Origin of the sequence: Streptomyces sp. NPDC052773 (genome assembly GCF_044547145.1) — a bacterium.
In the GTDB taxonomy this organism is placed as follows: Bacteria; Actinomycetota; Actinomycetes; order Streptomycetales; family Streptomycetaceae; genus Streptomyces.
The window spans coordinates 1-20,608 of sequence record NZ_JBITZX010000027.1; the positions used below are offsets into that span (position 1 = coordinate 1).

16 protein-coding genes are annotated in these 20,608 nt (G+C 72.9%); 10 read left to right on the plus strand and 6 right to left on the minus strand.

What is annotated here, in order from left to right; genetic code table 11:
- Positions 1-313: 313 nt before the first annotated feature.
- Positions 314-1,144: an IclR family transcriptional regulator gene (locus ACIG0D_RS34730; protein WP_399809281.1), complete on the minus strand. Its 831-nt coding sequence runs from the start codon at positions 1,142-1,144 to the stop codon at positions 314-316.
- Between the two features lie 288 nt (positions 1,145-1,432).
- Here ACIG0D_RS34730 and ACIG0D_RS34735 point away from each other — a divergent pair, with 288 nt between their 5' ends.
- Together ACIG0D_RS34735 and ACIG0D_RS34740 are read left to right on the plus strand one after the other, a co-directional pair.
- Positions 1,433-1,756: a bifunctional 3-phenylpropionate/cinnamic acid dioxygenase ferredoxin subunit gene (locus ACIG0D_RS34735; protein WP_365768559.1), complete on the plus strand. Its 324-nt coding sequence runs from the start codon at positions 1,433-1,435 to the stop codon at positions 1,754-1,756.
- Positions 1,757-1,922: 166 nt separating this feature from the next.
- The gene (locus ACIG0D_RS34740; protein WP_399809284.1) at positions 1,923-3,161 is read left to right on the plus strand and encodes an NAD(P)/FAD-dependent oxidoreductase; all 1,239 of its coding nucleotides are present in this window, start codon (positions 1,923-1,925) and stop codon (positions 3,159-3,161) included.
- A 24-nt stretch (positions 3,162-3,185) separates the two neighbouring features.
- On the opposite strand, the gene ACIG0D_RS34745 is transcribed toward ACIG0D_RS34740, so the two are convergent.
- Positions 3,186-3,689 (minus strand): hypothetical protein, encoded by a 504-nt coding sequence (locus ACIG0D_RS34745; RefSeq protein WP_399809286.1) that lies wholly within the window; start codon positions 3,687-3,689, stop codon positions 3,186-3,188.
- Between the two features lie 402 nt (positions 3,690-4,091).
- On the opposite strand from ACIG0D_RS34745, the gene ACIG0D_RS34750 reads away from it, so the two are divergent.
- The 4 genes from ACIG0D_RS34750 (at position 4,092) to ACIG0D_RS34765 (ending at position 8,710) form a co-directional block, all read left to right on the plus strand.
- The gene (locus tag ACIG0D_RS34750) at positions 4,092-7,190 is read left to right on the plus strand and encodes a nitrate- and nitrite sensing domain-containing protein (RefSeq protein ID WP_399809289.1); all 3,099 of its coding nucleotides are present in this window, start codon (positions 4,092-4,094) and stop codon (positions 7,188-7,190) included.
- A complete protein-coding gene (locus ACIG0D_RS34755; protein ID WP_399809291.1) occupies positions 7,187-7,624 on the plus strand; it encodes a roadblock/LC7 domain-containing protein in 438 nt (145 codons plus the stop codon). Before ACIG0D_RS34750 ends, ACIG0D_RS34755 begins: the two co-directional genes overlap by 4 nt.
- Positions 7,625-7,633: 9 nt before the next feature.
- Positions 7,634-8,029: a DUF742 domain-containing protein gene (locus tag ACIG0D_RS34760; protein WP_399809293.1), complete on the plus strand. Its 396-nt coding sequence runs from the start codon at positions 7,634-7,636 to the stop codon at positions 8,027-8,029.
- A gap of 75 nt (positions 8,030-8,104) precedes the next feature.
- On the plus strand, positions 8,105-8,710 hold the full coding sequence (locus ACIG0D_RS34765) for a GTP-binding protein (RefSeq protein ID WP_399809296.1): 606 nt from the start codon (positions 8,105-8,107) through the stop codon (positions 8,708-8,710).
- Positions 8,711-8,877: 167 nt separating this feature from the next.
- Here the strand turns inward: ACIG0D_RS34765 and ACIG0D_RS34770 are convergent, their stop codons facing one another.
- Positions 8,878-10,680, minus strand: coding sequence for an EAL domain-containing protein (locus ACIG0D_RS34770; protein WP_399809299.1), 1,803 nt, complete (start codon positions 10,678-10,680; stop codon positions 8,878-8,880).
- Positions 10,681-10,906: 226 nt separating this feature from the next.
- On the opposite strand from ACIG0D_RS34770, the gene ACIG0D_RS34775 reads away from it, so the two are divergent.
- Together ACIG0D_RS34775 and ACIG0D_RS34780 are read left to right on the plus strand one after the other, a co-directional pair.
- Entirely contained in the window at positions 10,907-11,716 is an 810-nt protein-coding gene (locus ACIG0D_RS34775; protein ID WP_399809302.1) for a M15 family metallopeptidase, read from the plus strand.
- Positions 11,717-11,765: 49 nt separating this feature from the next.
- Positions 11,766-12,296, plus strand: a complete 531-nt coding sequence (locus ACIG0D_RS34780) for an NUDIX domain-containing protein (protein WP_399809305.1) — start codon at positions 11,766-11,768, stop codon at positions 12,294-12,296.
- Between the two features lie 16 nt (positions 12,297-12,312).
- Here ACIG0D_RS34780 and ACIG0D_RS34785 read toward each other — a convergent pair whose 3' ends face one another.
- The gene (locus ACIG0D_RS34785) at positions 12,313-14,679 is read right to left on the minus strand and encodes a glycoside hydrolase family 31 protein (RefSeq protein WP_399809307.1); all 2,367 of its coding nucleotides are present in this window, start codon (positions 14,677-14,679) and stop codon (positions 12,313-12,315) included.
- Positions 14,680-14,892: 213 nt separating this feature from the next.
- Between ACIG0D_RS34785 and ACIG0D_RS34790 the strand changes: the two genes are divergently transcribed.
- Positions 14,893-16,860: an acetoacetate--CoA ligase gene (locus ACIG0D_RS34790; protein WP_399809310.1), complete on the plus strand. Its 1,968-nt coding sequence runs from the start codon at positions 14,893-14,895 to the stop codon at positions 16,858-16,860.
- 138 nt (positions 16,861-16,998) lie between these two features.
- Positions 16,999-17,886 (plus strand): hypothetical protein, encoded by an 888-nt coding sequence (locus ACIG0D_RS34795; RefSeq protein ID WP_399809313.1) that lies wholly within the window; start codon positions 16,999-17,001, stop codon positions 17,884-17,886.
- Between the two features lie 66 nt (positions 17,887-17,952).
- Here the strand turns inward: ACIG0D_RS34795 and ptsP are convergent, their stop codons facing one another.
- Positions 17,953-19,623 carry a phosphoenolpyruvate--protein phosphotransferase gene (gene ptsP / locus ACIG0D_RS34800; RefSeq protein ID WP_399809316.1) on the minus strand — a complete coding sequence of 557 codons (1,671 nt, stop codon included), beginning with the start codon at positions 19,621-19,623 and terminating at the stop codon, positions 17,953-17,955.
- A 79-nt stretch (positions 19,624-19,702) separates the two neighbouring features.
- Positions 19,703-20,152 carry a PTS glucose transporter subunit IIA gene (locus ACIG0D_RS34805; RefSeq protein WP_399809319.1) on the minus strand — a complete coding sequence of 150 codons (450 nt, stop codon included), beginning with the start codon at positions 20,150-20,152 and terminating at the stop codon, positions 19,703-19,705.
- Between the last annotated feature and the right edge of the window lie 456 nt (positions 20,153-20,608).

Below are 20,608 nucleotides of genomic sequence, written 5' to 3' on the forward strand. Positions count from 1 at the left end.
CGACGGCCCGGCGCCCCCCCCCCCCCGCCCCCCCCCCCCCCCCCGCGGCCCCCCCCCCCCCCCCCCCCCCCCCCCCCCCGCGGGCGCCCCCCCCCCCCCCCCCCCCCCCCCCCCCGCCGCTGTGTGGCCGGGGTGAGTTGCTGTGCGGATGAGGCCAGTCGCCGTGTGGATGGAGGGCAGTCGCCGTGTGGATGGGAGGCGGTCGCCGTGTGGATGGGAGGCGGTCGCCGTGTGGATGGGAGGCGGTCGCCGGGGGGTGAGGTGAGTCGCTGTGCGGTGAGGGCCCGCGCGTCCGTCAGGAGGCGTAGCCCGTTCAGAAGCCGTAGCCCATACGGCGCGACAGCTCGGCGCCCGCCGCCACCGTGCGCTTGGCCAGCTCCGGCAGCCGGTCGGAGTTCAGCCGGTACACCGGACCCGAGACGCTGATCGCGGCGATCACCTTGCCGTCGTGCGCACGGACCGGCGCGGCCACGGCGGCGAGCCCCAGCTCCAGCTCCTCGACGGTCACCCCGTAACCCTGCTCGACCACGGCCTCCAGCTCGGCGCGCAGCATGGAGGCGCCGGTGATGGTGCGCTCGGTGAAACGGGGCAGCGGCCGGGCCAGCAGGCCCTCGCGCAGGGTGGGCGGCATGTGCGCGAGCAGCACCTTCCCGCTGGACGTCGCGTGCAGCGGCGTACGCCGGCCGAGCCAGTTCTGCGCGGTCACCGACGCCGTGCCGCGGGCCTGCATGATGTTGACGGCCGCGTCGTCGTCGAGGACCGCGATGTTCACGGTCTCGCCCAGCTCGTCGGCGAGCTCCCGGCACACCGGGACGCCCTCCTGCGAGATGTCCAGCCGCACGGCCGCCGCCCCCGCCAGCCGCAGGACGCCGGCCCCCAGGTAGTACTTGCCGCGGTCCTTCGCCTGGGCCACCAGGCCGCGGTTCTCCAGGACGCCGAGCAGCCGGAACGCGGTGGACTTGTGCACGTCCAGCTCGTCGGCGATCTCGGTGACGCCCGCCTCCCCGAGCCGGGCGAGGATCTCCAGGACGCTGACGGCGCGGTCCACCGACTGCACGGCACTGGCGGCTCCCCGGCCACCCTGCTTCACCGTGGTCGCGCCGCCGTCGCCGGCGTGCTCTGACTGATTCTGCGTGCGGGCCATAGCTCGACTCTCACCACCTGACGGCCCTGTTTGGGCCGCATCTGCGGGAAACCCTTGACGCGACGGTCGCCCCGCCCGGATTCTGTTGCGCATAGCGCTAGCCAATGCGCCATGCGAAACATCATGTTACCGAAGCGTCCGCCTCTCGGAAGAGGACGCCGCACCACCGGGGCGCGCCGCCCGGACCAGCGCCGGTCCGCTCGCGCGGAACGTCCCGCGTTCCCCGCACTCCCTTACTGCCTGGACCAAGAGGTCCGGACCCCGCGTCCCGGACCGAGAGGGGGGCCCGTGATACCCGTCTGCCGCCTCGAAGACCTCCCCGAGGGCGAGTCCATCCGCGTCGAGACGACACCGCCCGTCGCCGTCTTCCACACCGAGGACGGCGAGCTGTACGCCATCGACGACACCTGTACCCACCAGGATGCCTCCCTCTCCGACGGCTGGCTCGAGGGCTGCCTCGTCGAGTGCCCGCTGCACGCCGCCTCGTTCGACCTGCGCACCGGCCGGCCCACCTGCCTCCCGGCCCGCCGCCCGGTCCGCACCCACCGCGTCACCGTCGACGACGGCGTGATCCACGTCCACCTCGCCGCGGAGGAGGGGACGGCCGCGTGAGCACGGTGACAGCGGCGACCGGATGGGGCCGCGCCTTGGGTGTGCCTGCGGCTCCTGGTGTCCCTGAGGCCCCGGCTCCGGTCACGGTCACGGCTGCGGTCACGGCTGCGGCCCCGAGCATGAGCGAAGCGGAAGCCGAGGCCCGACCCGAGAGGAGCCCCGCCCCATGAGGACCGTGACCATCGTCGGCGCCTCCCTCTCCGGCCTCTACGCCGCCCGCGAGCTGCGCGCCCAGGGCTTCGACGGCCGACTGGTGATCGTCGGCGACGAACCGCACCCGCCCTACGACCGGCCGCCCCTGTCCAAGGACTTCCTCACCGGCCGCGCCGACGAGACCCATCTCTCCCTTCTCGACACGGAGGAACAGGCCGAACTCGGCGCCGAGTGGCTGCTCGGCGTCCGCGCCCGCGGTCTGGACGCCCGGGGTCGCACCGTGCTCCTCGACGACGGCCGCACCGTCTCCACCGACGGCGTCGTCATCGCCACCGGCGCCTCGGCCCGCCGGCTGCCCGGCGACAGCCTGGCCGGCCTCCACACCCTGCGCACCCTCGACGACGCCCGGGCCCTGCGCGAGGACCTCACCCGGGGCCCGCGCCGGGTCGTCGTCATCGGCGCCGGCTTCATCGGCGCCGAGACGGCCTCCTCCTGCGCCGCCCTCGGCCATGCCGTCACCGTCGTCGAAGCCGCCCCGCTGCCACTGCTGGCCCAACTCGGCGCGGAACTGGCCGCGGTGTGCGCCGCACTGCACCGGCGCGGCGGAGTGGAGCTGCTGACCGGCGTCGGCGTGGCCGGGCTGCGCGGCACGGTCACCGTGACCGGCGTGGACCTGTCCGACGGCCGTAGCCTCCCCGCCGACGTGGTCATCGTCGGCATCGGCGCCACCCCCAACACCGCCTGGCTGGCGGGCTCCACGCTCGCCCTGCACGACGGCGTCCTGTGCGACGACGGCTGTGTCACCTCCCTTCCGCAGGTCGTCGCGGTCGGCGATGTCGCCCGCGTGGGCGGCGTCCGCGCGGAACACTGGACCTCGGCCACCGAGCAGCCCCGGGTCGCCGTCGCCAACCTCCTCGCCGGACGCACGGCCGAGACCGCGCGGTCGGTGCCGTACTTCTGGTCCGACCAGTACGGAGCGCGCATCCAGTTCGCCGGACGGCGGCAGGATGGGGACGTCGTGCGGATCGTCGAGGGGGAGACCGCCGGCCTCCTCGCCGCCGCCGCGGCCGAGACGCCCCGGCCCGCCCCCGGTCAGACCGCGGCGACGCCCGCCCCGGCGACGGACGGCTTCCTCGCCCTGTACGAGCGAGAGGGCCGTACGACCGCCGTGCTCGCCGTCGACCGTCCCCGGCCCTTCATGCGAGCCCGACGCGAACTCAGCCGTGGGGAGGGCCGGATGGTCCCGACCTGACCCCGGACCGGTGCCCCGGTGCCCTCAGGAATGCGAGAGCTGCTCGGCGCCGCCGGACCGGCGTATTCGCTTCTGCGTCCGCTCGGCGACCCGGGCCTGCCGGCGCACCCGGCGCCGCTCGCGGCGCAGCGCGCGTGCCGTGCTGCTCGGCGTCGACACCACGCCGTTGCGCTGGGTCCACACCTGACGCGTCACCCACACGTCGAGCGCCGCCCAGGTGGCCACCACCGTGCTGGCGACGCTGCTGAGCACCATGGGGAACGCCAGCCAGGATCCGGCCAGAGTGCACAGGAACGCCACCATCGCCTGGATCAGCGTCACGGCGATGACGAGCACCGCCCGCACGGCCGCCGTACGCACCGGATCGGGCAGCCGACGCCGCTTCGCGGGCTCCTCGACCCACAACGGCCGGTAATACGGCCGTTCCTGACCGACGTCCGGTTCACCGGACCCGCGGGCACCCGCCGTGCTCGCCACCGGCGCCTCGTGCTGCCGCTCCAACGTGCCCATCACCGTGTCACTCCCCACCGCCCAGCAGATCCGCTCGCCCCGGTCCGAAGACCCGACTCCCCTGTGGCTGCCCGGCTTGCGCTGATTTACGCCGCCCGGGTGCGGGTTGCGGCTCCTGTGGCCGATTCCGCCCCCATTCCCTGTCATGAAGGACGAACGGCACTCCGCGAAGATTCCCCGCCGGCGAAAAAATCCGGCCAATCGTCCGGGCGCACCCACCGGGTCCGGTCGCCGGCGCGCCGCCCGAATCGGGGAGGCAATCTCCCGCAATGACCCGACAACTCCCCATGTCCGGCGCCGGGTACGGAAGTTCGCCCTCCGGAACGCCCTTCGAGATACCTGTGTGTCGGTAGTAGGCTCGCGCCGTTTGTTGACGCACATGTGTACCCCCTGCCGGTGGGGGTCGAGCTGGGGGAGGCCATGCGCTTTCGCGGGAAGTCCATCCGCCGGAAGATCGTGGCGCTGCTGCTCGTGCCGTTGGTGTCCCTGACCGCGATCTGGGCCTTCGCCACGGTGCTCACCGGGCGCGAGGCGGCCCGGCTGTTCAGTGTGTCGTCCCTCGTCGAGGAGATCGGCTACCCCACCGAGGACACCGTCCGCGTGCTCCAGCAGGAGCGCCGCCAGGCCCTCGTCCACCTCGCCGATCCCCGCGCCTCCAACGGCCTCGCCGCGCTGAAGCGCAGCCAGGCCGCCACCGACGAGGCCGTGGCCGAGATCCGCAGAAACGCCCGCGACCCCGATGTGCGCGACGCCCTCGGCGCGAGCGACGGCGAGCGTCTGACCGCCGTCCTGGAGGCGTTCGACGGCATCGAGTCCCTGCGCCGCAGCATCGCCGACGGCACCGTCGACCGCGCCCACGCCTTCGAGCTGTACAACCGCCTGGTCGACCCGTGCTACGCGCTGCTGGCCAACCTCCACGTCGTCGACAACGTGGAGATGGACGCCCAGTACCGCGCCCTCGTCAACCTCTCCCGCGCCCGCGAACTCCTCTCCCGCGAGGACGCCCTGCTCGGCTCCGCCCTGGTCGTCGGCAGGCTCTCCCGCGACGAGGTCCGCCAGATCTCCGACCTCATCGCCCAGCGCACGCTGCTCTACGACGCCAACCGGTCGCTGCTCCCGGCCACGGACCGGGACCGCTACGAGCGCTTCTGGAAGAACGCCGAGACCGCCCCCCTGAGGGTCGCCGAGAAGGCAGCCGTGGCCACCCGGTCCGGCGGTACCCCCAGCGGCGTCACCGCCCGGACCTGGGACACCGCCGCCGGCGACGTCCTCGCCGAACTCGGCACCCTCGACGACGAGGCGGCCGACCGCTACCAGGAGCGCGTCCGGCCCATCGCGACCGGAGTCATCGTCAAGGTCGTCCTCGCCGGCGCCCTCGGCCTCGCCGCCCTGCTCCTCTCCCTCGTCGTCTCCGTGCGCATCGGCCGCGGCCTCATCCGCGACCTGCGTCAGCTCCGCCTGGAGGCCCACGAGGCGTCCGGAGTGCGGCTGCCCAGCGTGATGCGCCGCCTCTCCGCGGGCGAACAGGTCGACGTGGAGACCGAGGTCCCGCGCCTGGAGTACGACAAGAACGAGATCGGCGAGGTCGGCCAGGCCCTCAACACCCTCCAGCGCGCCGCCGTCGAAGCCGCCGTCAAACAGGCCGAACTGCGCGCCGGGGTCTCCGAGGTCTTCGTCAACCTCGCCCGCCGCAGCCAGGTCCTGCTGCACAAGCAGCTCACGCTCCTCGACACCATGGAGCGCCGCACCGAGGACACCGAGGAACTGGCCGACCTCTTCCGCCTCGACCACCTCACCACGCGCATGCGCCGGCACGCCGAGGGCCTGGTGATCCTCTCCGGCGCGGCCCCCTCCCGGCAGTGGCGCAAGCCGATCCAGCTCATGGACGTCGTACGGGCCGCCGTCGCCGAGGTCGAGGACTACGAGCGCATCGAGGTCCGCAGACTGCCCCGGATCGCCGTCACCGGACCGGCCGTCGCCGACCTCACCCACCTCGTCGCCGAACTCCTGGAGAACGCCACCGTGTTCTCCCCGCCGCACACCGCCGTCCAGGTCGTGGGGGAGCGGGTCGCCAACGGCTTCACCCTCGAGATCCACGACCGCGGCCTCGGCATGGCGGCCGACGCGCTCCTCGACGCCAACCTCCGGCTCGCCGAGACCCCGGAGTTCGAACTGTCCGACACCGACCGGCTCGGCCTGTTCGTGGTCAGCCGGCTCGCGCAGCGGCAGAACGTCCGCGTCTCCCTCCAGCCGTCGCCGTACGGCGGTACCACCGCCGTCGTCTTCATCCCCGACACCCTCCTGACGGACGACGTCCCGGACACCAACGGCATCGGCTTCCGCCTGGACCGGCCCCGGCCCGCCAAGGAGCCCGAGGCCGACGGCCGCCGTACCGCGCTCTCCAAGGCGCCGGTGAAGGTCCCCGGCCTGCCCGCCTCGCTGCTCGACGGACCGGTCGAACTGGAGGCCCCCGTCGACCTCGACGCCCTCGACGACTTCCCCGGCGTGCTCGACAGCGAGGACACCGAGCGCGGCGGGCTGTTCCGCCCCCGCCGCTCCCTCGCCCCCGCCGACGAGGAGACTCCGGCGCGTCCCGGCCCCCGCCACCCGGTGGCCTCCCGCACCCGCGACCTGCCCGCGGGCGACGCCACCGACGAGGACGCACACCTCGACGCCCCCGTGCCGCTGCCCCGCCGCCGCACGCCCAAGCTGGTCAGCTACCACGGACGCCCGGTCACCGACCAGCGCACCCGCCGCGTGGACCCGGACGACGAGCCGCCTGCGGGCCCCGCCCGGCGCGCCTCGGACCCCGACCGCGCGACCCCCCTCCCGACCCGCCGCCGCGGCAGCTCCCCACTGGGCCGCGGCACCACCTCACCTGCCCACCCGGACTCCCGCGACAGCGCGGCGCCCCGCGACGACGACACGGCTCCCGTCACCCCCGTCGGCTCCCACCCCGACGACGGCACCGACGCACCGCCACGCGCGCGGCGCGACCGTGCCGCCTCCCCGGCCCACGACCCGGGCGACCGCACCACGTCCTCGCTACGCGCCCTGCCCGGCGCGGCCGACATCCCGTCCCGCGCGGACGGCCCTGCCGAGACCGGGGCCCGCGCGGCCGACGCCACCCGCTCTTCGGGCCGTACGGCCGACACAACCGGCTCGTTGGGTCGTACGGCCGACACCACCGGCTCTTCGAGCCGTACGACGGACACGGCCGGCACCACGTCCCCAGCCGAGGGGGACCCCGGCACCCACCCAGGCTCCGGCTCCGGATCCGAGTCCGGCCCGCTGCCCCGGCGCGTGCGGCAGGCCAGCCTCGCCCCGCAGCTGCGGCAGGGACCGGTGCGCCGTACCGACGACCGCGCGGCGCCCGACGAGCGGGACGCCGACGAGGTCCGCAGCCGTATGGCCTCGCTCCAGCGTGGCTGGCGGCGCGGCCGCGAGGAGAACGCCGTGGGCGACGACGCCCAGAGCGGCACAGCACCACACCGAACGACTAAGGGGGACGGTCGATGACCGCACCGAAGGCGACCGACCACGCCACGACCGGCAAGTCAGGGGAGCTCAACTGGCTGCTCGACGACCTGGTGGACCGCGTGGCGAGCATCCGCAAGGCCGTCGTGCTGTCCGGCGACGGACTGCCCACCGGGGTCTCCAAGGACCTGACCCGGGAGGACAGCGAGCACCTGGCCGCCGTGGCCTCCGGCTTCCACAGCCTCGCCAAGGGCGTCGGCCGCCACTTCGAGGCGGGCAACGTCCGGCAGACGGTGGTCGAGCTGGACGACGCCTTCCTGTTCGTCACGGCCGCCGGCGACGGCAGCTGCCTCGCCGTCCTCTCCGACGCCGACTCGGACATCGGCCAGGTCGCCTACGAGATGACGCTCCTCGTGAAGCGGGTGGGGACGCATCTGGCCACCGCTCCGCGCACCGATGGGCCCGCGGGCGGGTAGTGGGATGGCATGAGCGCAGACGGACAGGCAAGAAGCCACTGGTTCGACGACGAGGCAGGACCGGTCGTCCGCCCCTACGCCATGACGCGCGGCCGCACCAGCCATGCGGCCCAGCACCGCCTCGACGTGATCGCGGTGGTCGTCACGGAGCCCCACGCGGGCGACCCGGAACGGGACCCGACGCTGTCCCCGGAGCATGTGCACATCGTCGGACTGTGCCGTGAGGAGCCGCAGTCGGTGGCCGAACTCGCCGCCGAACTCGACCTGCCCATCGGCGTCGTACGGGTCCTCATCGGCGACCTCGTGGACGCGGAGTTCGTCCATGTGACACGGCCGGTGCCACCGGCCGAACTGCCGGACGAGAGCATTCTGCGCGACGTGATCAACGGCCTCCGGGCGCTGTGACCAAGGGCGCCTTCACCGCCGTAGGGGTCATGGCGCGGCGCCCATCCACCCCCCATCGAGCAGGAGAAGAGACGGATGATCTTCGGGCGTTCTGAGCGCGGCAAGCCCCCGGTCGAGCCCGTCACGCTCAAGATCCTGGTGGCCGGCGGCTTCGGCGTGGGCAAGACCACCCTCGTCGGCGCGGTCAGCGAGATCAGACCGCTGCGCACCGAGGAACCGCTCACCGAGGCCGGACGCCCCGTCGACGACACCAGCGGTGTCGAGGGCAAGCGCACCACCACCGTGGCGATGGACTTCGGCCGCATCACCCTGCGCGAGGACCTCGTCCTCTACCTCTTCGGGACGCCCGGCCAGGAGCGGTTCTGGTTCATGTGGGACGAGCTGTCCGAGGGCGCGCTCGGCGCCGTCGTCCTCGCCGATACCCGCCGCCTGGAGGACTGCTTCGCCGCCGTCGACTACTTCGAGCGGCGCAACATCCCCTTCCTGGTCGGCGTCAACTGCTTCGAGGGCGCCGTCCGTTACCCGGCGGAGGAGGTCCGCAGGGCCCTCGACCTGGACGACCACGTGCCCCTCCTGCTGTGCGACGCCCGCGACCGCGAGTCCGTCAAGGAGGTCCTCATCGGCGTCGTCCGGCACGCGATGGCCCACGCCCGCGACCGCCGCCAGAAAGTCACGACCTGACCCCGGCGACCGCCTCGGACCGGCCACCGCCCTGGTACGGCCCGTACCCCCGCCGACTGGGGTACGGGCCGCACTTTCGGATACCCCGCGCGCGGCCGCTTAGGCGTCCCCGTCCTCGCCCCACCCGAGGCTCTCCTCCACGGCCCCGCAGCAGCCCTGACGGCCGATCAGCTCAGACCCGCCTCGGGCACCCGGCACTCCGCCTCCGGAACCCGGCACTCCGCCTCCGCCGCCCGGTGCTCCGCCTCCGCCCCTCGGTACTCCGCCTCCGGAACCGGGCGCTCCACCTCCACCCCCCGGTACTCCACCTCCACCCCCCGGTAGTCCGCCCCCACCCCCCGACGCTCCGCCTGCCGAGGCACCCCCTCCGCACCCCGCAGCACCCGATGCCCCGCCACCCCCGCGCGGCCCAGCACCCAACTGGCCCCGCTCAACGCCTTCGCCGCCTTCTTCAGCGGCGCGAGACAAGCCGCCGCCTGCCGGTGGTCGGCCACACTGCCGGGCCCGCACACGACCGTGGCCAGGGACAGCGTCACCGGCCGTCCGCCCGCCGACCAAGGGACGTCGAGCACCGACGCGGCGAGCGGATCGAGCCCTTCCGGATCCGTCAGCACCAGGAAGTCGTCACCACCGATGTGTCCGACGCGGTCGGCGCTCCCCGAGGCCGCACGCTGCAACGCCCGCCCCACCGCGCGGATCAGCTCGTCCCCCGCCGCGAACCCGGCTCCGTCGTTCACCTGCTTGAAGTGGTCGACGTCGAGCCAGCTCAGCGCGAAGGCCCGCCCGTCCGCGATCCGCCGGTCCACCTCACCGGTGATCGCGTCCGAACCCGGAAGCCGCGTCAGCGGATTGAGCCCGGCCGCCTCCTCCACCCGGGACTCGGCCAGCGCCCGCACCAGATCCGCGAGCCGTACGACACCCACGCACCGCCCGAACGCGTCGACGACGGCCACATCGTCCGACGTACGGTCCCGCTCGCCGTCGGCCACCACGTCCAACACCTCCCACGCGGTCGCGTCGACCCCCACCGTGCGCGGCGGGTCGCCGAGCTTGGCGGCGGGCCGGTCGGCGTACAGCGCGTGCCCGTACCGCCCCGACATCGACAGCAGGAAACGCGACCGGTGCACCGAGCGCACCGGCACCCCGTCGCGGTCCACGAGCAGCACCCCCGACACGTCCGGCGACCCGGTCAGCAGCGACCGCACCTCGGACGCCGACGCGGTGTCGGGCAGCAGCGCGGCCGGCCGCACGAACTCCCGCACCGACGGCCCGGTCCGCGGCGCCCCCTCGGTGCCGGGGGAGCGCGGCGGAACGTACACGCCCGCAGCGGGCAGCCTGGTCGGCGGGGCGAACAGGGTGCCCTGCGCCAGCTGCGCCCCGGCCGACAGCGCCGCCGCGCACTGCAGTTCGGTCTCCACGCCCTCGACGGCGAGGAGCGCTCCCACCTCGTCGCACAGCGTCCGCATGGCCCGCACCGCGGCCGGCCGGGCCAGCAGCGACGCGTCCAGCTTCACCAGGTCGGGTGCCAGATCCGCGAGCAGCCGCAGGGGCAGGTCGCCGTCCCCCACCCCGTCCGCGCTGATCCGGAAGCCCAGCTCCCGCAGGGCGCCGACGGCGTCCAGCAGGGCCCGCTGCGGAACATGGGTGTACGGCGGACCGATGTCGACCGTCACCTCCCCAGGCAGCCGCCCGGCCGCGCGCACCGCGTCGTACAGCGCGGCGAGCCCGCCGAGATCCGCGAGGGTCCCGGCGAACACGTTGACGTGCAGCGGCAGCAGCGTCTCGTGGCGCACCGCCGCCCGGACCGCCAGGGCGGCCATCCGGCCGTCGAGTTCGGGGTCCCGGCGGGCCTCGGCCAGGACGTCGCCGGTTTCCGGGCGGGCGAGGACCTCCTGCGCCGCGATCCCGCCGGTGGACAGATTGACCACCGGCTGAAAAGCGAAGCGGAGCGTGTCCGACCAGGAGTGCACGGGAGCATGATGTCGCCGCCCACGCACGCCCTGGCCCAGTTCATGAGACGTTCACGCAGCATTCCCGGCCGGTCACACAGCGTACGAACAGCTTGCCGCCTGTGGGTTACGACGGTGAGGCCGCGCTCGTACACGGCTTCGACCGAACACCGTGAACCCCACGACCCGCGCGGACCGTATCCGATCGCTTCCCCCACGCAACCCGCACCTGATAGACGCAGGGAACATGACACGACTCAGCCACCTCACCCGCGCCCTGATCACCGCGGCAGCCGCCCTCCTGGCCACGACCACCGCCACCGTCCCCGCCCAGGCCAGGGCCGAACCCACCGCGCCCGACGACTTCGTGGCGCTGCGGGCCGTGGACCGCACGATCATCCAGGAGATGCGCTACTTCACCCCGCACAACTTCGTCGGCGAACGCATCGACGGCTACCGGCAGCCCCTGTGCATCCTCACCCGCCCCGCCGCCGAAGCCCTCCACCGGGCCCAGACGGAACTGCTGCGCCAGGGCTACACCCTCAAGGTCTACGACTGCTACCGCCCGCAACGCGCGGTGGACCACTTCGTCCGCTGGGCCAAGGACCTCGACGACCAGGCGATGAAGACCGAGTTCTACCCGAACGTCGACAAGACCCGCCTGTTCGCGGACGGTTACATCGCGGAGAAATCCGGCCACAGCCGCGGCTCCACCGTCGACCTCACCCTCGTGAAACTCCCCGCCAAGCCGACCCGGCCGTACGTGCCCGGACAGCCGCTCGTGCCCTGCTACGCCCCCCAGGACGAACGCTTCCCCGACAACTCCGTCGACATGGGCACCGGATTCGACTGCTTCGACACCCTCTCCCACACCCTCGACCCGCGCGTCCAGGGAGAGCAGCGGGCCAACCGCCTGCTGCTGAAGAACACCCTCGAAGCCCTCGGATTCGTGAACCTCCCCGAGGAGTGGTGGCACTTCACCTACAAGCCCGAGCCCTACCCGGACACCTACTTCGACTTCCCCGTGTCCGCCGGCTCCCTCGCCCACGGCCACTGAACCCCGCCCCCCGGAGACGCCGACTCCGTCATCGGATACAGTCCGCGCCGTGTCCGAATCCCTGCACTCCGGCTCCGCTCCGGGCTCGCACTGTTCGAGCTGCGGCGCGCCCTACGGAGAGGGCGTCTCCGGCTGGCCCCGCACCTGCCCCTCCTGCGGCACCGTGGCCTACCGCAACCCCCTGCCGGTCGCGGTGGCCCTCCAGCCCGTGTACGACACCCGGGGCACCGCCCTCGTCGTCATCACCCGGACCGTGGCCCCCGCGCGCGGGGGCATCGCCCTGCCCGGCGGATACGTCGACGACCGCGAGGACTGGCGCCGGGCCGTCGTCCGGGAACTCGAGGAGGAGACCGGCATCGACGCCGCGGCCCGCGACGTACGCCTCGCCGACGCGATGAGCTCCCCCGACGGCCACCTGCTGCTCTTCGGCCTCCTGCCGGAACGTCCCGCCGCCGGACTGCCGGACTCCGCCGCCACCGACGAGACGGCGGGCTGGTACCTCCTGCGCAGGCCGCGGGAGCTCGCCTTCCCCCTGCACACGCTCGCCGTACGCGCCTGGTTCGAGGGCCGCTACCTCTGAGGCCGCTCCACCGGACCTACTCGGCCCCGAGCCCCCGCACCCGCACCGGACAGGGCGGCTCCGCCCCGCCCTCCTCACCCGCCCGCTCGACCACCACCCGCCGGCCCGACCGGCGTGACGTGTAACGCTCGAGCTCAGCCTCCTCCCAGCCGTCCCCGGCATCTGACACCATCAGCCCCCGCCCCGTCCGCCCCCGCACGGGAGCCCACACCTCCAGCTCCAGACCACCGTCGTCCCCGCGGACGGGAATCACCGCACCCGCGCGCGCGAACACCGGAATCCGCGACAGCGGGGCATCGACCAGCACCCGCGCGGGACCCTCGTACGCCCGCTCCGTCGCCGTGTCGTACCACCGCCCGCGCGGCAGCCGCACCGCCCGCCGGTCCGTGCCCGGGTCCAGCACCGGCGCCACCAGCAGACAGTCGCCCAGCAGGAACGCGTCCTCGCAGTCGCGCAGCGCCCGGTCCTCCGGCGCCCCCCACCACAACGGCCGCACATAGGGAGCCCCCGTACGCCGCGCGAGATGCGCCAGCGTCACGAAGTACGGCAGCAGCCGGCGCCGTTCCAGCAGCGCCACGCGCGCGTGCTCCAGCACCTCCGGGCCGAACTCCCACGGCTCCCGGCGCCCCGCCCGCAGCCCGGCATGGGTGCGGAACAACGGCAGATACGCGGCGAGCTGGAACCAGCGCAGATACAGCTCCGGAGACGGACTGCCGTCGTAGCCGCCCACGTCCGGCCCCGAGTACGGCACCCCGCACAGGCCGAGCCCCATGACCAGCGACAGCGACGCCCGCAGCCCCGCCCAGCCCGTCGCCACATCACCCGACCACGTCCCGCCGTAACGCTGCATCCCCACCCAGCCCGAGCGCGAGAACACGAACGGGCGCTGCCCCGGCGCCAGCTCGGCCAGCCCCTCGTAGGTCGCCCGCGCCATGCACAACCCATAGACGTTGTGCGCCTCCCGATGGTCACCCCCGCGCCCCTCCAGGGAGTGCCGCGCCGACCGCGGCAGCGTCGTCTCCCCGAACGCCGCGAACGACGTCGGCTCGTTCATGTCAAGCCAGAACCCGGAGAACCCCTGCGCCAGCCGCTCCTCGTACAGCCCGCCCCACCACTGCCGCACGCGCGCGTCCGTGAAGTCCGGGAACACCGACTCCCCGGGCCACACCACACCCCGCACGAGCCGCCCCGAGCCGTCCCGCACGAACGCGTCCACGGCCGTCCCGCCGTCGTACACGGCGTCACCGGGCCCCGCCTTCACCGCCGCGTCCACGATCGACACCAGCCGGATCCCGTCCCGCCGCAGGTCGTCGGCGAGCTGCGGCAGCTTCGGGAAGCGATCCGGATCGACGGTGAAGACCCGGTGCTCCTCGTAGTGATCGATGTCCAGATGGACCGCGTCCAGCGGCAGACCACGCTCCTGATAGCCCGCGACGATCCGGCGCACCTCCTGCTCGCTCCCGAAGCCCCACCGCGCGTGGTGATGGCCCAGCGCCCACGCCGGCGGCAGCGCGGGCGCCCCCGTCAGCGACGCCCAGCCGAGCAGCACCCGCGCGGGGGTCCCCACCACCACCCAGCAGCGCAGCGGACCGCCGTCCATCCGCACCTCGCACACCCCGCCGCGGTCGTGCCCCGAACCGGCACCCTCCTCGCCCTCACGGAGCAGCACCGTCCCGTCCCACGTGGTGTCGTGGAACATCAGATGCGTGCCCGCGTCGGCCACCACCAGGTGCACCGGCATCGTGATGTACAGCGGATCGTCCACCGGCCCGAAGGCCCGCCCCGGGTCGGTGTTCCACAGCCGGTACGCGCCGTCCCGCAGCCGCGGCCCGGACGCCCGCCCGCCCAGCCCGAAGAACCGCGCGTCCGCCGGCACCTCCGACCGCTGCATCCACCGCGCGGTGCCCCCGCCGACCGGCTCCCACCACCGCGGCGGCAGATCCCGGCGCAGGGTCACCCCACCCGGGGTGCGCACCTCGATCGCCCCGTGCCGCGACACCACGACCGTCATCCGCTCGGCCACCACCCGCCAGCCGCCGTCCTTGTCGGGCTCCAGCACCGCCCGCGCATCCGGCTCCGGACAGCGCCCCGCGAGCGCGTACGACGGCTCCGGACCGGCCCCGTCCCACCCCCAGAACACCGCCCCGCTCACCGTGACCGTGATCCGCAGCTCCGACCGGCTGAACCGCAGCGTCCCCCCGCCGGGCCCGGGCTCCGCCGACTCCAGCACACCGGGCACCCGCGCACGCTCCGCCCCGCGCGGCGGCAGCCCGCTCGCATCCACACGCTTCCTGCGCCACGCCGCCCGCACGATACGCAACCCCTGCGCCGCCCCCACGGAACCGACCGCCTTCATCGAACGCACCAGGTCACGACCGTCCATGCTGCTCACCCTGCCACTGTCCGGACGACCGGCGGGCCCCGTTCAACTGCCGTTCACCCGTGCCGGGACCACATCTTCACGACACGGACTATGTGCGGCGGACCCTGGTGTCGAGAACGATCACATGGCATCGTCCCTGTCAGCCGCGTCACGCGCACACCCCAGCACGTGCGCGGAGGACGCACACGACGCGCACAGTCCGGGAGCCGCCCCATGTCGACCGAGAACCCCCAGCCGCTCTGGCAGCCCGATCCGGAACGCATCGCCCAGGCACAGATCACCAGGTTCCAGGCCTGGGCCGCCGAACACCACGGCGCCCCCACCGAAGGCGGCTACGCCGCACTGCACCGCTGGTCCGTCGACGAGCTGGACACCTTCTGGAAAGCCGTCACCGAATGGTTCGACGTCCGCTTCTCCACCCCCTACGCGCGCGTACTGGGCGACCGCGCGATGCCCGGCGCCCAGTGGTTCCCCGGAGCCACCCTGAACTACGCCGAGCACGCCCTGCGCGCGACCGCGACCCGCGCGGACGAACCCGCCCTCCTCTGCGTCGACGAGACACACGAGCCCCGCGCGGTGACCTGGTCCGAGCTGCGCCGCCAGGTGGGCTCCCTGGCCGCGGAACTGCGCGCCCTGGGCGTCCGCCCCGGCGACCGCGTCAGCGGCTACCTCCCCAACATCCCCGAGGCCGTCGTCGCCCTGCTGGCCACGGCCGCGGTCGGCGGCGTGTGGACCTCCTGCGCCCCCGACTTCGGCGCCCGCAGCGTCCTCGACCGCTTCCAGCAGGTCGAACCGGTCGTTCTCTTCACCGTCGACGGCTACCGCTACGGCGGCAAGGAACACGACCGCCGCGACACCGTCGCCGAACTCCGCCGCGAGCTGCCCAGCCTCCGCGCGGTCGTCCACATCCCCCTCCTCGGCACCGAGGCCCCCGAGGGAACCTTGGAGTGGCCGGCCCTGACGAGCGCGGACGTGGAACCCGACTTCGAGCAGGTCCCCTTCGACCACCCCCTGTGGGTCCTCTACTCCTCCGGCACCACCGGTCTGCCCAAGCCGATCGTCCAGTCCCAGGGCGGCATCCTCGTCGAGCACCTCAAACAGCTCGGCCTGCACTGCGACCTCGGCCCCGAGGACCGCTTCTTCTGGTACACGTCCACCGGCTGGATGATGTGGAACTTCCTCGTCTCCGGCCTCCTGACCGGCACCACGATCGTCCTCTACGACGGCAGCCCCGGACACCCCGACACCGGCGCCCAGTGGCGCATCGCCGAACGCACCCGGGCCACCCTCTACGGCACCTCCGCCGCCTACGTCATGGCGTGCCGCAAGGCGCAGGTCCACCCCGCGCGGGACTACGACCTGTCCTCCGTGCGCTGCGTCGCCACCACCGGCTCCCCCCTCCCGCCCGACGGCTTCCGCTGGCTGCACGACGAGGTCCGCGACGACCTCTGGATCGCCTCCGTCAGCGGCGGCACCGACGTGTGCTCCTGCTTCGCCGGCGCCGTCCCCACCCTCCCCGTCCACGTCGGCGAACTCCAGGCACCCGGACTCGGCACCGACCTGCAGTCCTGGGACCCCAGCGGCAAACCCCTGATCGACGAGGTCGGCGAACTGGTGGTCACCAACCCCATGCCGTCCATGCCGATCTACTTCTGGAACGACCCCGACGGCAGCCGGTACCACGACAGCTACTTCGACACCTACCCCGGCGTCTGGCGCCACGGCGACTGGATCACCGTCACCAGCCGCGGTTCCGTCGTCATCCACGGCCGCTCCGACTCCACCCTCAACCGTCAGGGCGTCCGCATGGGGTCGGCCGACATCTACGAAGCCGTCGAACGCCTCCCCGAGATCAAGGAATCGCTCGTCATCGGCATCGAACAACCCGACGGCGGCTACTGGATGCCCCTGTTCGTCCACCTGGCCCCCGGAGCCGAACTCGACGACACCCTCCGCGACCGCGTCAAGCAGACCATCCGCGAACAGCTCTCACCACGCCACGTCCCCGACGAGATCATCGAAGTGCCCGGCATCCCGCACACCCTCACCGGCAAACGCATCGAGGTCCCCGTCAAGCGCCTCCTCCAGGGCACCCCCCTGGACAAAGCGGTCAACCCCGGCTCCGTCGACAACCTCGACCTGCTGCACTTCTACGAGGACCTGGCCCGCAAACGCGCCTGACCCCACCCGGCGACCACTCCCTCCGAGCGGCCCGGCCCACCGCGCACCCAGCGCCGGCCGAGGCCGCCCGGACGCCGTTGTCAGTGCCGCCCGTTACTGTGAGTGAGCATTGATCGACTGCGCGCACAGGGGGAAACAATGGCGCACACCGACAACCTGACCACGCGGCGCGCCCTGCACCGCGAAATCGCCGGCACCATCGGCCTGCTCACCGACGAACACGACTTCCGCGCCATGCGGCGCTACCGCACCTTCACCTTCGACGACCACCAGACCTACCTCCAGCAGGTCGAGGCACTGCTCAAGACCCGAGCCGCCCAGGGCACCCACACCACGGTCGCCCTCTTCGACCCCCAGGAATACGCCGACTACTGCGCCGACACCGGCCTCGACCCCGACGCCCCGGCCAGCCGCAGCCGCTTCACCGCAGAACTGGCCGCCAACGGACCCAGCATCCCCTACGACGGCCGGCCCCTCACCGACCTCGTCCCCGCACTCGTCGACGAGGCCGTCCGCCAGGCCACCTGGGAATACGCGTCCACGCTCCTGGCCCGCGCCGGCTCCTGCGCCACGTGCGGCGAGGACTTCGGGCACGCCGCCTTCACCCGCGCCTCGACCCTCCTCGTCCGCATCCTCGACACAGCCCCACCGGGCCACCACCACCTCGTCTGCAGCGTCTCGGCGACCCCCGAGCCCCTCATTGCCGTCCTGCACGCCGACGACAAGGACGGCGCCACCGAACTCGACGAGTCCGAAGCCCTCGAGTTCACCACCGTCCTCGCCCTGGGCATCGCCACCCACAGCCCCGGCGGACTGGTCATGCGCACCAGCGCTCCCGGCACCGCCGACCGCATCTACGGCTGGCGCCTGCGCGGCAACGGACTGGAGGCTCTCACCGCCGGCGAGGTCTTCGACGCCTACTGCACCGACGTCGACTCCGGTGACCTGATCGCACCCGAATCAGGAGTCGACTACTGCGAACCGCCCGACCTCGGGGACGACGCACCGGCACCCCACCGGCACTGAACACGCCAGGGGCGCCCCACCCGAAGGTGGAGCGCCCCTGGCCACAGCCTCAGCCGGCGTACCGGATCACTCGCCGGACAGCACCGCCCGAGCAGCGCCGCGCGCCTCCTCGGCCGTGTCCGCCGCACGCGCGGCCGCCGCGGCCCGCTCGCACTGCGCCAGCGTGTACTTCGCCAGCGTCGCCCGGACGTAAGGAATCGACGCCGCACCCATGGAAAGGGAGGTGACGCCCAGGCCGGTCAGCACACAGGCGAGCAGCGGGTCGGACGCCGCCTCACCACAGACACCGCAGCTCTTGCCCTCGGCCTTGGCGGCCTCGGCCGACATCGCCACAAGATCGAGCAGCGCCGGCTGCCACGGGTCCTGGAGGCGGGACACCGCACCCACCTGGCGGTCGGCGGCGAAGGTGTACTGAGCGAGATCGTTCGTGCCGAGCGACAGGAACTCGACCTCCTGGAGGATCGCCCGCGCCCGCAGCGCGGCCGACGGGATCTCCACCATCGCACCGAACTTCGCCCGCAGCCCCGCCGCACGGCACGCGTCGGCGAACGCCTTGGCGTCGGTACGGTCCGCCACCATCGGCGCCATGACCTCGAGGTGGACCGGCAGACCCTCGGCCGCCTTCGCCAGCGCCGTCAGCTGGGTGCGCAGCACCTCGGGGTGGTCCAGCAGCGTCCGCAGGCCCCGCACACCGAGCGCCGGGTTCGGTTCGTCGGCCGGCGTCAAAAAGTCGAGCGGCTTGTCCGCACCGGCGTCCAGCACCCGCACCACGACCCGGCCCTCGGGGAACGCCTCCAGCACCTGCCGGTAGGCCTCGACCTGCTTCTCCTCGGAAGGAGCCTTCTTGTTGTCGTCCAGGAACAGGAACTCGGTCCGGAACAGACCGACCCCCTCCGCACCGGCCTCCACCGCCGCGGCCACATCCGCCGGACCGCCGATGTTGGCGAGCAGCGGCACCTTGTGACCGTCGGACGTGGCCCCCGGACCGGTCGACGCGGCCAGCGCGGCCTTGCGCTCGGCAGCCGCCGCCTCCAGCGCCGCCTTCTTCTCCTCGCTCGGGTCCACGAAGATCTCGCCGGTGCTGCCGTCGACGGCGACGACCGTCCCCTCGGCCAGCTCCCCGGCGCCCGGCAGCGCCACCACGGCCGGCACCCCGAGCGCCCGGGCCAGGATCGCGCTGTGGCTGGTCGGCCCGCCCTCCTCGGTGACGAAGCCCAGCACCAGCGTCGGGTCCAGCAGCGCTGTGTCGGCCGGCGCAAGATCACGCGCCACCAGCACATACGGCTTGTCGCTGTCCGGCACGCCCGGCATCGGAACCCCCAGCAGCCGGGCGACGATACGATTCCGCACATCGTCGAGGTCCGCGACACGGCCGGACAGGTACTCACCGGCGCCAGCCAGCAGATCGCGGTACGCGGCGAACGCGTCGTACACCGCGCGCTCGGCCGTGCTGCCCACGGCGATCCGCCGGTCCACGTCCGCGATCAGCTCGGGGTCCTGCGCCATCATGGCCTGCGCCTCGAGCACCGCCTGGGCTTCGCCCCCCGCCAGATTGCCGCGCGCAATCAGGTCGGCCGCCACAGCCTCCACGGCCTTGCGGGCGCGCCCCTGCTCACGCTCCGCCTCCTCGGCCGGGATCTGCTTGGCGGGCGGTTCGAGCACCGCCGTCCCCATGTGCCGAACCTGGCCGATCGCCACACCGTGGCTCACGCCGACGCCTCGCAGCGTTGTCTCCATCTCACCCGTCTCCGATAGTGCGGCGGGCCCCGCCGCCGCGGTGGTTGTCCTGCCTGGCCGCCCTAGGACGGCAGTGACGTCACTTCCAGACGAAGAGACCGTCGCCGACCTTGACCTCGCCGTCCTCGCGAAGCTCCGAGAGCGCCTCGGCGGTGGCCTCGAGCGCCACGACGGGGCACACCGGGGACTTGCCCGCGGCCTCGACGGCGGCCGGGTCCCAGCGCACGACGGCCTGGCCGCGCGTGACGGTGTCCCCCTTGTTCACCAGCAGCTCGAAGCCCTCGCCGTTGAGCTGCACGGTGTCGATACCGAGGTGGGTGAGCACCCCGTGCCCGTTCGAGTCGACGACGACGAAGGCGTGAGGGTGGAGAGAGACGACGACGCCGTCCACGGGGGAGACCGCCTCGGAAGGCTCACGAACGGGGTCGATGGCGGTGCCCGGGCCGACCATGGCCCCGGAGAAGACCGGATCCGGCACAGCGGCCAGTCCGATGGCGCGTCCTGACAACGGGGACGTCACGGTGGTCATGGGAAGCCTCCCAGGGGTGGAGATGTATGGGCCGTCACTGCCTGTCCCGGACGGCGCACTGCGCAGCAGCGTATGTCACAGGAAGTAGCGGTTCCGCACGATAGCTCCTGAATAGAGGTCTAGACCACCTCCTCCAGTGATTTGCACCCGCTCGACGGCCCCGTGTACAGTCGTACTCCTGCTTGAGGCTGAGCGACGCGATCAAGGCGTCCTCGCCCGGCGGCACCCAACTCGTCAGATCCTATCTCGGGGTCTCCTTCTGCATGCCCGCAGGAGGATGGTCAGAGAGACGGAAAAACCCTGGTAGAGTTGGAAACACCGAAGGGAAGCGCCCGGAGGAAAGCCCGAGAGGGTGAGTACGAAGGAAGCGTCCGTTCCTTGAGAACTCAACAGCGTGCCAAAAGTCAACGCCAGATATGTTGATACCCCGTCCATCGGATCACCGATGGTCGAGGT

Bases quoted from the DNA above. Each gene is read 5' to 3' on its own strand.
- ACIG0D_RS34730 (WP_399809281.1), bottom strand. From the start codon at position 1,144: ATGGCCCGCACGCAGAATCAGTCAGAGCACGCCGGCGACGGCGGCGCG.
- ACIG0D_RS34740 (WP_399809284.1), top strand. From the start codon at position 1,923: ATGAGGACCGTGACCATCGTCGGCGCCTCCCTCTCCGGCCTCTACGCC.
- ACIG0D_RS34750 (WP_399809289.1), top strand. From the start codon at position 4,092: ATGCGCTTTCGCGGGAAGTCCATCCGCCGGAAGATCGTGGCGCTGCTG.
- ACIG0D_RS34755 (WP_399809291.1), top strand. From the start codon at position 7,187: ATGACCGCACCGAAGGCGACCGACCACGCCACGACCGGCAAGTCAGGG.
- ACIG0D_RS34760 (WP_399809293.1), top strand. From the start codon at position 7,634: ATGAGCGCAGACGGACAGGCAAGAAGCCACTGGTTCGACGACGAGGCA.
- ACIG0D_RS34765 (WP_399809296.1), top strand. From the start codon at position 8,105: ATGATCTTCGGGCGTTCTGAGCGCGGCAAGCCCCCGGTCGAGCCCGTC.
- ACIG0D_RS34775 (WP_399809302.1), top strand. From the start codon at position 10,907: ATGACACGACTCAGCCACCTCACCCGCGCCCTGATCACCGCGGCAGCC.
- ACIG0D_RS34785 (WP_399809307.1), bottom strand. From the start codon at position 14,679: ATGGACGGTCGTGACCTGGTGCGTTCGATGAAGGCGGTCGGTTCCGTG.
- ACIG0D_RS34790 (WP_399809310.1), top strand. From the start codon at position 14,893: ATGTCGACCGAGAACCCCCAGCCGCTCTGGCAGCCCGATCCGGAACGC.
- ACIG0D_RS34795 (WP_399809313.1), top strand. From the start codon at position 16,999: ATGGCGCACACCGACAACCTGACCACGCGGCGCGCCCTGCACCGCGAA.
- ptsP (WP_399809316.1), bottom strand. From the start codon at position 19,623: ATGGAGACAACGCTGCGAGGCGTCGGCGTGAGCCACGGTGTGGCGATC.
- ACIG0D_RS34805 (WP_399809319.1), bottom strand. From the start codon at position 20,152: ATGACCACCGTGACGTCCCCGTTGTCAGGACGCGCCATCGGACTGGCC.